Below are 13,187 nucleotides of genomic sequence, written 5' to 3' on the forward strand. Positions count from 1 at the left end.
GCCCCACCCCGCCCGACGGAGGCCGCCATGACCCCATCCCTCTCTGGCCTGCCTCCGATCCGCACCGCGCTGATCGGCTACGGCTTCGCCGGCAAGACCTTCCACGCCCCGCTGATCCGCGCGGTACCGGCGTTGTGCCTGGAGCACGTGGTCTCCCGCGACCCTGGGCGGGTGCACGCCGACCTGCCCGAAGCCCGGGTCAGCGCCGATCCGGATGAGGCCATCGAGGCCGCCGACATCGACCTGGTGGTCATCGCCTCGCCCAATGCCACCCACGCCAGCCTCGCCGAACGGGCCTTGCGCGCCGGCAAGCACGTGGTGGTGGACAAGCCGTTCACCGTCACCCTGGCCGAAGCCCGGCGCCTCGCCGACCTCGCCCGCGAACGGCCTGGCCAGGTCCTCTCGGTGTTCCAGAACCGGCGCTTCGACAGCGACTTCCTCGCCGTGGAGGCCGCCCTGCAGGCCGGCAGCATCGGCCCGGTGCGCTACTTCGAGTCGGCCATCGAGCGCTTCCGTCCGCAGGTCCGCGACCGCTGGCGCGAACACGACCTGCCCGGCTCCGGGCTGTGGTTCGACCTCGGCCCGCACCTGCTCGACCAGGCACTGTGCCTGTTCGGCATACCGCAGCGTATGCACGGACACCTGCGCCGGCTGCGCGAGGGCGCGCTGACCGACGACTGGTTCGAGGTCCTGCTCGACTATCCGCACTGCCAGGTGGCGCTGCGCGCCAGCATGCTCGCTGCCAATCCGGCGCCACGCTTCAATGTGCACGGCGACCACGGCAGCCTGCTAAAGGCCGGCGCCGACATCCAGGAAGCGCAACTGCTGCAGGGACTGCACCCCGGTTCCGCCGGCTGGGGCCGCGATCCCGACCTGTTGCAGCATATCGACGGCCAGGGCCTGCGCCAGTCGCTGGTCACCCCGGCTGGCGACCAGAGCCGCTACTACCAGGCGCTGGCCGCCGCCATCCGCGGTCAGTCGCGCAACCCGGTGTCGGCGCAACAGGCCTGCGCGCTGATGGCCCTGCTGGAGTTGGCACGACGCTCCGCCGAGGAAGGCCGGAGCCTGCCGGTGGAGCTGCGCGACGAGGAACGCCAGGCCTGGAACTGAGGCACGGCAGTCCGGCGGAAACCGCGAGGGGATCGTAAGGCGTTAAAAAACAAAAAAAATTTCTTCGCCGGTGTTGACACTGCCGCGCTAAACCCGTTTAATTGCGCCCCGTTGCCCAGGTAGCTCAGTTGGTAGAGCAGGGGATTGAAAATCCCCGTGTCGGCGGTTCGATTCCGTCCCTGGGCACCACCTAACATTTTCAGGTGGTCCCCAAACCACCCGAAACCCCCAAGAAACCGGCCTCTGAGCCGGTTTTTTGTTGCCTATGATTCCCGTAAGCACCCTTGTAAGCCCAACAGTCTGGGGGTATATCTGGTGGAACCACCGGTTCGGTCATAAACGATTCCCCCAGAATGAGCACAATCCCAGACGCTGCGGCGCTTTCAGCGCTACCCCCACAATCAAAGCCCTACAGGATCACCATCGGGCATGGGCTCTACCTAGAGGTCACGCCCCAGGGCTCCAAGCTCTGGCGCATCAAGTACCGATTCGCCGGCAAGGAAAACAAGCTCTCTCTCGGCGCATTCCCCTCCGTCACCCTGGAGCAGGCGTGTCGCGCTCGTGACGATGCACGCGCACTGATCAAGGCCGGCGTCGACCCCAGCGCCAAACGCAAGGCGGAGCGCGCCGAGCGCATCACCCAGCGCGCACGTGCCAATGCCTTCCGCCTGGTAATGGCCCTTGATGGCGCCCTGACCATCGAAACACCCCGCCAGATGCTGCGCCTCACTCCTGAGCAAACCGCAGCCGTACGCGCCTTCCTGGCGGTCACCCCGGAGGGCAGCAACCATGCCGCTGACTGACAGCGCCATCAAAACCGCCAAGCCAAAGGAAAAGCCCTACAAGCTAAGCGATGCTCAGGGCCTGTATCTGCTGGTCAACCCCAATGGTTCGAAGCTCTGGCGCCTTAAGTACCGAGTGGGCGGGAAAGAGAAAGGGCTCGCGTTCGGCGCCTACCCGACCGTCACCCTCCAGCAGGCCCGCCAGCGCCGCGATGAGGCGCGCCAGCAACTGGCCCAGGGCGAAGACCCCGGCGAGCAGAAGAAGGCTTCCAAGCAAGCGAAGAAGGTCAGCGAGCTGACTTTCGAGACGCTGGCGCGGGAGTGGTACGCATACAATGCCCCACGCTGGGCGGAGAGTACGGCCTACAAGGCCAAGCTGTACTTAGAGAACGACCTTATTCCCGGCATCGGCTCGCGCCCCATTGCCGCCATCACACGTCCCGACCTAGTGGACCTGGTGCGCAAGGTCGAGGCGCGCGGTACCTTGAACGCGGCCGGCAAGATCAGGCAGTGGCTCCATCAGATTTACCGATACGCACTGGCCAAGGGCGTGGTAGAGAGCAACCCGGCCACTGACCTAGACGTGGTGGCAGCGCCAGCTAAGGCAGCCCGCCACCATCCGCACCTCCCGTTCGCCGAACTGCCAGAGCTGCTGGAGAAGCTGGCAACCGCCAAGCTGCACACCCTCACCCGCTCGGCCATTCGCCTGCTGATGCTCACCGCTGTGCGCCCTGGAGAACTGCGCGCCGCGCCCTGGTGCGAGTTCGACCTCGATACAGCCACCTGGACCATCCCAGCCGCCAGGATGAAAGCCCGCCGCTCGCATGTCGTCCCCCTGCCTCGCCAGGCCGTGACCATCCTGCGCCAGCTCCATGAACTCACCGGCAGCTATTCCTTGCTATTCCCCGGCCAGCAGAACGCGGAGCGCCCCATGAGCGAGAACACCATCAACAAGGCACTGCGTCTGGTGGGTTACGGGGGCCGACAGACCGGCCACGGCTTCCGCCATCTACTCAGCACCGAGCTGAACAGCCGAGGCTATAACCGGGACTGGATCGAGCGTCAGCTTGCACACGGCGACAAGGACGAGATACGGGGCACATACAACCACGCCACCTACCTCGAACAGCGCCGGGGCATGATGCAGGCTTGGGCCGACTCTATCGACGCGCTGTGCTCGGGCGCCAACGTGCTGAGTCTCAAGCGCCAGGCGTAAACGTGCCGGCAGATCGCATTCAGGCGAATGAGGTGCTGGAGATAGGCGGAATCTTCCGCCGATCAGGAGGGGCCAGAAACCTTCCAGACTCTGGCTGGAGGGGAGTGCAAAATCATTGCAGACCCTGACCGGAACATGCAGGAAAAATTCCCGGCATGTGACGGGAGGATGTCCGGCACACGACGGGCACAGAACTGTGCTGGTATCGGGGAGCGATCCCTTAGCGATCCCCTGTCGATTGGTCCGGCAAGGTGGGATTTTCTCACTTCCCCATTGGTGGTTGCGAGATAACGCAGCGTTAGCCCCTGGCTCAGTTCGGAGCCATCGCTGGTTGCGCCAAGGGGGCGCACTTGAAATGCGACCCTTCCCGGTAACGCGATCAACGTTAGTCCACCGTTAGCCAACGTTGATGCCCAGGCATGCGCCGGGCATGGCCTAGGCAGTGTTCAGGCAATGCCTCTGAAACGCGTTCAGGTGCATGACCTGCCCCTGTGACAGGAGCGTGACCTGTCCGCATCCGAAGTGGAAACTCCGCGGACGTCCCGCCAGAGGCCGCAATTCTGCGGGGGCTGACCGTCTCCTCAAAATTGCGGGCACGGTCGCTCGATCATCTCCGCAAAATTGAGGGCATGATCATGTGCGCGTCCGAAAAGCGGACGCACAAAATCATCCCATTTGCGCCAGCGAATTTCGTCGTGGTGGCTTCAGCCGTCCGGCGTGAGGGTTTTACGAAATTCTCGTAATACCCCGAATCAGGGGCGCGCGGGCCAAGCGTACGCATGGCGTTCGGCTGGTTGTTCCGACGAAATTCGTCCGCAGTCAAAACAACGTTTTGCGTCCTTTTGCCTGGGCGAGATGCCGGAGGCTTTACCTGCATTGCAGGAGATCCAAAACGGCGGATTTAGCGGTTTTGCCGAAGTAGTGTTTCTCGACCCCGGGGCCAACGGGGCAGCCCCCCATTTGCCGAAGCGTCGCCGATCATTCGTTGAAATCTGTCTCCGTGACAGGTATTCCTCACTGGGGGCAGACGCCCAAAGCTTTCAGGGTATCCCGGGGAGTCCGATTATCGGACCTCAATCTGTTGCCGGATGATCCGGTATCAATCCCCGGTGCCAGCAACCGGGTGTGCTCAGTTTTGAGCATACTCATCCACCATTGGTGGGGCAGCGGCCAAGCACTACACAAATCGGGCAGTGTGTCCAAAAGGGGCTGCGGATTGCGCAGGCCCTTGGGCAGGATGCAGGCGGGCGTTCCGCCGGTTCGACGCTTCAGCCAGTGGCGAAGGTGTCCGTCCTCCGCTGGAGGTTTGCCCTCCATGGGGGCCGCCTCGTCCGACGTCGATGCGGGTGCCTGGCTTGGTCTCTTTGATCGCGGCACTTGCTCCCGCCTGGATCACGGACTGCAAGTTGCGTAGAAACCGTAGGTTCTTAAGACTGGCTCACGGAATACAGTGAACATCTATACGAAACTCGACTGCCGGCTATGATCGGCACTGGATTTGGGGCGAATAGGAATAGTAAGCCGGGTAGATAATCGAGGGGGGGCTTCACTGCGAACCGGAAGTGGCAGGAAACGAAGCTTTTTGTGGCCCAGGAGAAAGGATAAATGAGGACTAAGGCAATTCTATTAGCTCAGGGGAGGCTACTTTCTGTAGCGTGTTTAATGTTCATGCTGTCCTTTGCTCGGGGCGCTAATGCTGAACTTTATCAATGGAAGATTACCTTTGGTAGTAGGCCGTATGCCTTCTTTTCATCCTATGCAGCAGCATGTCAGTCCTACTTTGATACTTGGTCTCCTGAGTACAGAAAGACCATGAATAGGGTTAACGACAGGTGGGTGCAATGCATTGTCCATATAGGTGTTAACAGTTATTCGACTGATGCCGTCTTGATCGGCGATAGTTGTCCGTTGGGAGCTGAGCTTAATAGCGAGACGGGAAGTTGCGATTGTCGCCCCGGTTACGAAATGGATGACGCTGGCTGTAAGCTTCCAGATAAAAATGGCCCCGACAAGGGGGCTCCGCCGCCGGAGGGTTGCGCAGGAAACCCGGTCAACATCACCAATGGCAACAAATATCAGGTCGAGCATGACTTAATAACCCCGATTCCGCTTTCCCGACACTACAATGGCCTGGACGGATTATGGCGTCATTCGTTCTCTGCGCGCATAACACGCAAGGATGATAGCTACCTACTTTACCGCGAAGACGGAAAGGTCTCGGAGTTCACTGGGGCCGGGAGAGATCTAACTTCCCTCACGGATCTGGGAAAGCTTAGTCGACTAGCAGGAAGATTTTTCTATACCTCGGAGCTCAACGAAATTATAGAGTTTGACCCGTATGGAAAACTCGCCAGGCTCACGACCAAGGAGGGTCGAAAGTATCGTGTAGAGCGAGGCGCTAGTCTTACGATTAGCGACGAGCATGGCAACAAGCTCGTTCTCTCGGAGGGAACCAACCATCAACTCCTTCGCGCTCAGACAGGGGGTATATCCATTGAGTACACATACGACAAGGAACAGCGACTCACTTCGGTAACACGAACAGATGGGCAATACAGCACGAAAACACAGTACCTCTATGACGACCCGAGGAACATAAAACTACTTACAGGCATCCAGGATAACAATAATCGCCGCTTCGCCACCTGGGCCTACGACAACCAAGGCCGCGCCATCTCCAGCGAACATGCCAACGGTGCCGAAAAGGTCACCCTCGCCTACAACGATGACGGCTCCACCACCGTCACCAACGAATACGGCAAGCAGGCCACCTACCGCTTCCAGGTGATCCAGGGCATCAAGCGCATCGTCGCCATCGAAGGCGAACCTTCTCCCAACTGCCCCAGCAGCAACTCCACCTTCACCTACGATGACCAGGGTCTGCTCACCAGCAAACGCGACAACAACGGCAACCTGACCACCTACCAGTACAACGCCCGTGGCCTGGAGACCTCGCGCACCGAGGCCGCCGGCACTGCGCAGGCGCGCACCATCACAACCGACTGGCACCCGACCCTGTTCCTCCCGGTGCAGGTCAGCGAGCCCGGTCGGATCACCCGTTACCAGTACGACGCCGAGGGACGCAAGACCGGCGAGACCGTCACCACCCGCTGACAAGGACGACACCCATGCGCATCCCCCCATACTTTCCCCGCCTCGGCGCCCTCGCCCTGGCCTGCGCCCTCGCCCTGCCCGCGCAGGCGGCCGAGCGCGCCTGGAGCTACAGCTACAACGCCCTCGGCCTGATCGAGCGCGCCGACGGTCCGCGCACCGATGTGCAGGACGTCACCCTCTATGCCTACGACAGTCGCGGCAACCTGACCCAGGTGACCAACGCCCTCGGCCAGGTCACCCGCCTCGGCGACTATGACGAGCGCGGCAAGCCCGGCAGCATCACCGATGCCAACGGCGTCACCAGCAGCCTCGCCTACACCGGCGTCGACGGCTGGCTGGCCTCCGTCAGCACCGCCGGCAGCACCACCCGCTTCGACTATGACGCGGTCGGCCAGATCACCCGCGTCACCCGTGGCGACGGCAGTTGGCTGAGCTACGAATACGACGACGCACGGCGCCTGGTGGCGATCGGCAACAACCTCGGCGAACGCCTCGAATACGACGTCGACACCAAGGGCAATCGCACCGCCCAGCGCATCAAGGACGCCAGCGGCAGCCTGGTGCGCCAGCAGCAATGGGCCTACGACGAGCTTGGCCGGCTACTCCGCGCGGTCGGCGCCGGCGGCCAGACACGCAGCTTCGCCTACGACCTCAACGACAATCCGGTCGGCGAAACCAACCCGCGCCAGTTCGCCCACAGCCAGGCCTTCGACGCCCTCGACCGGCTGGTCGGCCAGAGCGATCCCCTCGGCGGCAAGACCCAACTCGCCTACGACGCCCAGGACAACCTCACCGAGGTCAAGGACCCGCGCGGCGTCACCGCCCGCTACGAATACGACGGGCTCGGCAACCTGACCCGACTGGTCAGCCCGGACAGCGGCACCACCACCTTCGAGCACGACGCCGCCGGTAACGTCATCCGCCGCACCGACGCTCGCGGTACGGTCACCGAGTATCGCTACGACGCCCTCAATCGCCTGATCGAGCGCCGCTCGCCGAGCGACCCGAGCCTCGACGTACAGTACCGCTACGACCTCACCGCCGACGGCAACCAGGGCATCGGCCGCCTGGGCTCCATCGAAGGCGCTCGCGACAGCCTGGTGTACCGCTACGACGAGCGCGGCAACCTGGTCGAGCAGGTGCGCAGCATCCGCCTCGACCAGCAGACCCTGCTCGACCGCGTGACCTACCGCTACGACGCGGCCAACCAACTGCTGGAGATCGGCTACCCCTCCGGCCTCGCCATCGGCTACCCGCGCAACGCCGGCGGCCAGGTCGCCAGCGTGACCCTGGCAGTGGGCGACAAGGCGCCGAGCACCCTGGTCGGGCAGATCGCCTACCTGCCCTTCGGCCCGCTGCTGCGCCTGACCTGGGGCAACGGCATCGCCCTCAGCCGCGAGTATGACCAGGACTACCAACTGCTGCGGCAGAAGGTCGGCCCCTGGCAGAGCGACTATCAGCACGATGCCAATGGCAATATCCAGCAGCACCGCCACAGCCTCTGGGGCACCCTGGACTACCAGTACGACCCGCTGGACCGCCTGACCGAGGAACGCGGCGTCCAGGGCGGGCGCAGCTATGCCTACGACGCGGTCGGCAACCGCACCCAACGCAGCGACAACCCCGCCTCAGGCGGCACCTCCAGCAGCCAGGACTACCAGTACGCGCCCGACAGTAACCGATTGACCGCCATCGGCGCGCAAGCGGTGACGAGCGACGCCGCCGGCAACCTCACCCAGGACCGCGCCGCGCGCAAACTGGCCTACGACGCCCAGGGCCGCCTGCAAAGCGTCAGCCGCGACGGCCAGCAGGTCGCCGAATACCGCTACAACGCCCTCGGCCAACGCATCGTCAAGCTCACCGCCGAGAGCGTCACCACCTACCTCTACGGTCCCGACGGCCAGTTGCTCGGCGAAGCCGAACACGACGGCAGCGGCCGGAAACTGCGAGCCCAGTATTACCTGTGGCTGGACAGCCTGCCGCTGGCCACCATCGACGCCGACTACGACGCCCAGGGCAAGGTCGGCAACCCGACCCTGCTCTACCTCCATGGCGACCACCTCGACACCCCGCGCCTGGCCACCGACGCCAGCGGCCAGATCGCCTGGCAGTGGCAGTCCGACGCCTTCGGCCGCGGCGAAGCGCTGAGCCAGGGCAGCACCCAGGTCAACCTGCGCTTCCCCGGGCAGTACTACGATGCGGAGAGCGGGCTGCATTACAACTACTTCCGCGACTATGATCCAGAGACTGGGCGGTATGTGGAGAGTGATCCGATTGGGTTGGTAGGAGGATTAAATACATATGGATATGTAGAGGGAAATCCACTCGGACTTTCAGATCCACTAGGACTGGCTCCAGGGGATATGTTTGCAACAGAGGCTGCGGCACGAGCAGATGCTCTTGCTTATCAGGAATCTGTGAACAGTAGCATTGATAGATGGCTATGGGGGAATATGGTCTATGGCTTCCGTGTGTTTAAAGCCTCCGATTGCCTTTGGACCTACGAAGTACAGACCCCAGTCTTGGGAATTGCGCCTCCACTTGGCCCCAAAGGTCCTTGGAAAGTCAACAAGCCAGGAGTTTCAGGAAAGGCAGGAGCTAAAGACGTTCCAAGCTGGGCAAAAGGGGATAGGCCATATCAAGGCGAATCAGGGAAAGACTTTGCCAAACGCATCATGGATCAAAAATATGGCAAAGGTAACTGGAAAGACGGACCAGGCTCTGAATACAACCAGATCAAAAAGTGGGGTGACAGATCGTTCATAGACCCCAAGTAATCAAACTCCTGAAGAAATGGAGGCACTGATGGATAACGTATTCATACTCCACCATACATACGGAGACTCTGAAAGTGAAAGCTATAAGCTTCTAGGAGTATTCAGCACAGAGGATAGGGCAAACTCAGAGATCCCCAAATACCTAAAGCTCCCAGGGTTCAAAGAGTTCCCTGACGGATTTACTGTAACCAAATACTCCCTTGATGAACCACATTGGTTAAGCGGCTTCGAAGGAGCACAGTCTAGCGCTATAGAAGATAAGTAATAGAATAGATCCGGGAAGCCTTGGTCGATCTGTTGAAATACAGTTCTCGCTGAATCTGAGCCTTGCCGCATAACCCAGATGAGTTTTCCAATGCCGGGTACGACCAGCTTGCAAGCATGCTGGTCGGCTCGGCTCAGTCAAACCTCGATATCGAACTGGGGTAGCTGCGGCGCCGGCCCGGTCACCAGGCCATCGCTGATGAACGCCATCTGCCCGGCCGGCACTGCCGTGCCCCGGGCCGCGATCACGACGTTGTTTCGCAGGCGGACGCGGCAGGTGCCGGCGCCCTCGTCGACGTCGATCACCTCCCCCACCGTGCGCGCGCCGCCCGGTAAGAGCCCGATGAACCGACGCCAGGGGTTGACCGTCGCCATCAGGAACCTCCCGGATAGTGGCGCTCGATGCGCAGGGTCTGCCACACGCGGCTAGCCCCTACCCCCTCGGCCGAGATATCGGTGGCCAGGCAGAGACCGCGCCACGTCGCCTGTTCGTCCCTCACCTCGACCAGCATTCCAGGCTGCACCAGGCCCGGTACCCCATCATCCTTCTGGAACAGCGGGATACGGCGCGTCTCGATCGCCTGGTTGCCTCCCTTCGACAACTCGCAGATCCCGCGCGAGCGCGCCACCTCGGTGCCGGTCATCCAGTCCTCCATGACGTCGGGCGCCGACTCCTCGCCGGCGGTAGTGGTTCATGGTGGTCGGCGAGGCCTGGCGCAAGGTGGGCAACTATCCGGCCCTTACGCTCTCCGGCCTGGTCGCTGTGCTGCCCGAGGTGATCGCCCGGCTGACGGCTGATCCGGCAGCCTCGAAGGTGGTCGACTGGACCAGATGCTGGAGTGGCAACTGCGGGCTGTCGGCCAAGCGCAAGGCCTCAGCCAAGTCGATGACCCGGCCCAGCCGAGGCATTGCCTGTCACTCTGTGACAGGTCCGTGACGGATCACCATCACGCCCACATCGGGAGCGACCAGCTCGCCAGAGGCCGGGCAATTCTGCGGGCTCAGCATGGCCTCAAAATTGAGGACATGATTATTACGAAAGTTTCGTAATACCCAAATCTGGAGGACTTGAGCGCGCGGGGACAAGCGTACGTGCGGCGTCCGACTGGTGCGCAGGTCCAAACCGGCGATTTGCCGGTTTTACTGGGGTAGCGTTCTTCGACCCCAAGGGCATAGCGAGACGCGACCCCCTTTTGCTGTTGCTGGACAATCCGGCATCAAACCGCCGTGGACTCGGTTCGAGACTTCAGCAAGCGGTGCAGTATCGTCCACCGTCGTTGGTTCGGCCCCTGCGAGGTAAAACCGGCTGGGAGCAGGTTTGAATGGGTGATGACGGAGAGGGGCGGCTGCGAGCATGCTTGCCCAACAGCCTCCAGGGCATATGGGGAATCTACTGATGGACCGGAGTTACACCACTTACTACTTGGAAATGACCTCGGCTGCCGCGCTGAGAGCAAAGCCACAGCCGCACGATCTTCAGATCATCGAATGTGAAGTGCCTCAGGCAGCATTGAATCGGTTTCTCTACGAACTGGTTGGAACGCCCTGGGAATGGGGAGATCTGGATGCCTGGAGCGATACCGATTGGCAGGCACTTGTCGAGCAGGACTGCCATCGGACCTGGGTCGCCTATCACCGCGGGGCAATCGCTGGCTACTACGAACTGTACCGGCCTGACGGCTGCAACACCGAAATCCGTTACTTCGGGCTGGCATCTCAGTTTCTAGGGCACGGCTTCGGCGGTGCGCTGTTGAGCCATGCCATCGAATCAGCATGGCAATGGCCTGGTACAACGCGGGTATGGGTGCATACCTGTACATTTGACCATCCGGCTGCACTTGGAAACTATCAGGCGCGCGGCTTTCGCATTTTCAAGCAGGAGGAAACGGAGCTAAGCCAATGACCTATCTCGCCGTTCTCTGCTGGTTATGGCCACGCAGTGTGATGGTCTGATCCGATGCAAATGATGGGGCAAGTCGAATGCAATCAGGTGGTCAAGTATGTGCCATTGCACACCTTGTTCAAACCAACCGGCTGCAAGTCAGGGCTTCAGCCAATGGCGAGTGCATCCGGAACTGGAGGGATCATCTCTGTTGGAACATCTCCGGATAGCCGGGTATGTAACTGCGGAGCGGCCCGCTCGCGCTCTTCAAAGGACCCTAGCCGTCCAGTTCGTACGGATAACTTGAGGTCTACATGAGAGGTTTCTCGGCAACTGCCAGTTCCGGTTTCTCCTGAAAGCATGGCTGCTAGCGAGAACCGGAAGCGCCTACCCCTTGGTTGTTGTATTGAATCGACGAAAGCCAGCAACGACGTGGGTTACAGCGCTACGACTAAACAACAACCAACCCCCGAAAAATTTCATATGTAGAGCGAGACCGAGGTTCGAATTACCCTCTCCAAGGACCACGCTTCAGGGGCCCCCGGTGCTTTTCGGGTAGCACGTCACTCGCCCGCTTGGTTCCAGTCCATGGGCTTGCCCTTACGGGTTAGCCATCTGTGTCTTCATCCTCATTTTCGTAATAGTCCTCAAGCTCCTTGGCCAAGTCGTGGCCTTTCCAGGTCAAATGGAACACCTGCTTACCGTCTGGTGCGGCTTCCGTGGAGCGAATGAAGCCCTCTCCCTCGAGTAGTTTGAGATAGTGCTCGAACTCGTCGTCCGGCATTTTCCCCAGCAACTCCTCCTTCGAGTAGCTACCCTTGAGCCCGCGGAGATCGACAGGTTTGTAGAACTCGTAGGCGCGGAGCCCCTCGAGGATGACGAACGCTTTCTGTTTGTCACGGATCATCTCTTTTCCTTATGGTTCGGTGTTGGTTTCAGTTCGCATGGTGCCGCAGATAAGGTGATCGAAGAAGCCCCCGCCGGGAAGGTGCCGGCGGGGTACGGCGTCAGTCAGGTAGACAGATCCGCCAGGGTTATCGCCTGGGTGTCAGGCGCAAACGTCGGCAGCTTCAGGCCTCCCAGGTGATCTCGCATGCCTTGCGCCACGAGTTGGGCACCGATCTTGGCCAAGGCGGCAGCAGCGCGGTCCCATTCAGCACCCAGGCGAATACATGTCGCGTCCCTGTGCTCCACCTGTGCCGCTTGTTCTGCTTGGTGCGCCTCGGCCAGTTGTTCGGCCAGACCCGCAGCCTCCTCCTCTAGAGCTGCAACCAGTGGGGCATTGGCCTCTGCTGATGCGCGCGCCGCCTTTGCCGCAGTGCCGGCCGCGTCTATCTTCGCCTGGGCGGCTTTGGCGGCCTTCTTGTCACCGCTCGCCGTGGCCCTGGCCATTTCCTGGGCTGCCGCTACCTCGACGTCCTTGGCCTGCTGGAGCGACTGCTCGGTGTTGCCCTGTATCTGCTCCAGATGGCCGCGCACCCGCTCCAGGCTTTCGGTGATGCTGGCGATACGTACCGCAGCAGCCTTCTCTTGCTCTGTCGCCAGGGCGATCCGCTCATCAGCGCCAGCTAACTTTTTGGCGTAGGCAATGCGGATGTCGAGTTGACGGAGGTTATGGTCAATCGAGTCAATGCTAGCCCTGGTGTTGGACAGGGCGTCGCGAGCCGCTTGCTTCTCTTCACTGCCTACCATGTTGCCCAGGTGCCAGCCAGTGGGAGCTTGCTCAAGGGCGTTTTCCAGGCGGGGTAGGTCTGCCTCCAGACGCTCCCGCTCCTCAATGAGATCCTGGCGCTGTTGTTGCAGTTGGTTCAGTTCGTTGTTGCCGCTCATGCTGGGTTCTCCAGTGTTCAAAGGTTGTGGTGAATGCTGGCGCGCTAGGCCCGGTTCGCGGTGTTCCTCCATCGGTAATAGCGGTTCAGAGGGGCGGAAGCTCCGTATCAGCCCTGTAGCTACCCCATGCGGTCTGGTTGTCGGCGATTAGGACGGTGCGTATCCCTGCAACTCGGCGGCGACTCCGGTATCAGTCCGTCCAGCAGGGGCGC

General features: G+C 61.4%; 12 protein-coding genes and 1 tRNA gene. 9 read left to right on the plus strand and 4 right to left on the minus strand.

Annotated elements, in window-relative coordinates; translation table 11 throughout:
• The first annotated feature begins 27 nt into the window (after window positions 1-27).
• The 7 genes from VQ065_RS29470 to VQ065_RS29500 all read left to right on the plus strand — a co-directional run bounded on the left by VQ065_RS29470 (window position 28) and on the right by VQ065_RS29500 (window position 9,264).
• Window positions 28-1,110, plus strand: coding sequence for an oxidoreductase (locus tag VQ065_RS29470; protein ID WP_003096102.1), 1,083 nt, complete (start codon window positions 28-30; stop codon window positions 1,108-1,110).
• A 113-nt stretch (window positions 1,111-1,223) separates the two neighbouring features.
• Window positions 1,224-1,299: transfer RNA gene (locus tag VQ065_RS29475), tRNA-Phe, on the plus strand.
• Between the two features lie 164 nt (window positions 1,300-1,463).
• Window positions 1,464-1,913 (plus strand): Arm DNA-binding domain-containing protein, encoded by a 450-nt coding sequence (locus VQ065_RS29480; protein WP_003096103.1) that lies wholly within the window; start codon window positions 1,464-1,466, stop codon window positions 1,911-1,913.
• Window positions 1,900-3,108: a tyrosine-type recombinase/integrase gene (locus tag VQ065_RS29485; RefSeq protein WP_003096105.1), complete on the plus strand. Its 1,209-nt coding sequence runs from the start codon at window positions 1,900-1,902 to the stop codon at window positions 3,106-3,108. Before VQ065_RS29480 ends, VQ065_RS29485 begins: the two co-directional genes overlap by 14 nt.
• Before the next feature lie 1,965 nt (window positions 3,109-5,073).
• Window positions 5,074-6,222, plus strand: coding sequence for a DUF6531 domain-containing protein (locus tag VQ065_RS29490; RefSeq protein ID WP_023098865.1), 1,149 nt, complete (start codon window positions 5,074-5,076; stop codon window positions 6,220-6,222).
• Between the two features lie 14 nt (window positions 6,223-6,236).
• Complete coding sequence (locus tag VQ065_RS29495; protein WP_023098866.1) at window positions 6,237-8,999, plus strand: RHS repeat domain-containing protein; 2,763 nt, start codon at window positions 6,237-6,239, stop codon at window positions 8,997-8,999.
• Between the two features lie 28 nt (window positions 9,000-9,027).
• Window positions 9,028-9,264 (plus strand): DUF7336 domain-containing protein, encoded by a 237-nt coding sequence (locus tag VQ065_RS29500; RefSeq protein WP_071534600.1) that lies wholly within the window; start codon window positions 9,028-9,030, stop codon window positions 9,262-9,264.
• A gap of 137 nt (window positions 9,265-9,401) precedes the next feature.
• Here VQ065_RS29500 and VQ065_RS29505 read toward each other — a convergent pair whose 3' ends face one another.
• Window positions 9,402-9,638, minus strand: coding sequence for a hypothetical protein (locus tag VQ065_RS29505; protein WP_003096116.1), 237 nt, complete (start codon window positions 9,636-9,638; stop codon window positions 9,402-9,404).
• Window positions 9,638-9,907 (minus strand): hypothetical protein, encoded by a 270-nt coding sequence (locus VQ065_RS29510; protein WP_003096118.1) that lies wholly within the window; start codon window positions 9,905-9,907, stop codon window positions 9,638-9,640. The genes VQ065_RS29505 and VQ065_RS29510 overlap by 1 nt, the downstream gene beginning before the upstream one ends.
• 50 nt (window positions 9,908-9,957) lie before the next feature.
• Here VQ065_RS29510 and VQ065_RS29515 point away from each other — a divergent pair, with 50 nt between their 5' ends.
• Both VQ065_RS29515 and VQ065_RS29520 read left to right on the plus strand, forming a co-directional pair.
• Window positions 9,958-10,200 carry a hypothetical protein gene (locus tag VQ065_RS29515; RefSeq protein ID WP_003096120.1) on the plus strand — a complete coding sequence of 81 codons (243 nt, stop codon included), beginning with the start codon at window positions 9,958-9,960 and terminating at the stop codon, window positions 10,198-10,200.
• Between the two features lie 459 nt (window positions 10,201-10,659).
• Window positions 10,660-11,166, plus strand: coding sequence for a GNAT family N-acetyltransferase (locus tag VQ065_RS29520; protein ID WP_003096122.1), 507 nt, complete (start codon window positions 10,660-10,662; stop codon window positions 11,164-11,166).
• A 586-nt stretch (window positions 11,167-11,752) separates the two neighbouring features.
• Here the strand turns inward: VQ065_RS29520 and VQ065_RS29525 are convergent.
• Window positions 11,753-12,052: a hypothetical protein gene (locus VQ065_RS29525; RefSeq protein WP_003096124.1), complete on the minus strand. Its 300-nt coding sequence runs from the start codon at window positions 12,050-12,052 to the stop codon at window positions 11,753-11,755.
• Between the two features lie 104 nt (window positions 12,053-12,156).
• A complete protein-coding gene (locus VQ065_RS29530; RefSeq protein ID WP_003096126.1) occupies window positions 12,157-12,975 on the minus strand; it encodes a hypothetical protein in 819 nt (272 codons plus the stop codon).
• Between the last annotated feature and the right edge of the window lie 212 nt (window positions 12,976-13,187).

Origin of the sequence: Pseudomonas sp. KBN10P06128, from assembly GCF_037574945.1 — a bacterium.
In the GTDB taxonomy this organism is placed as follows: domain Bacteria; phylum Pseudomonadota; class Gammaproteobacteria; order Pseudomonadales; family Pseudomonadaceae; genus Pseudomonas; species Pseudomonas aeruginosa.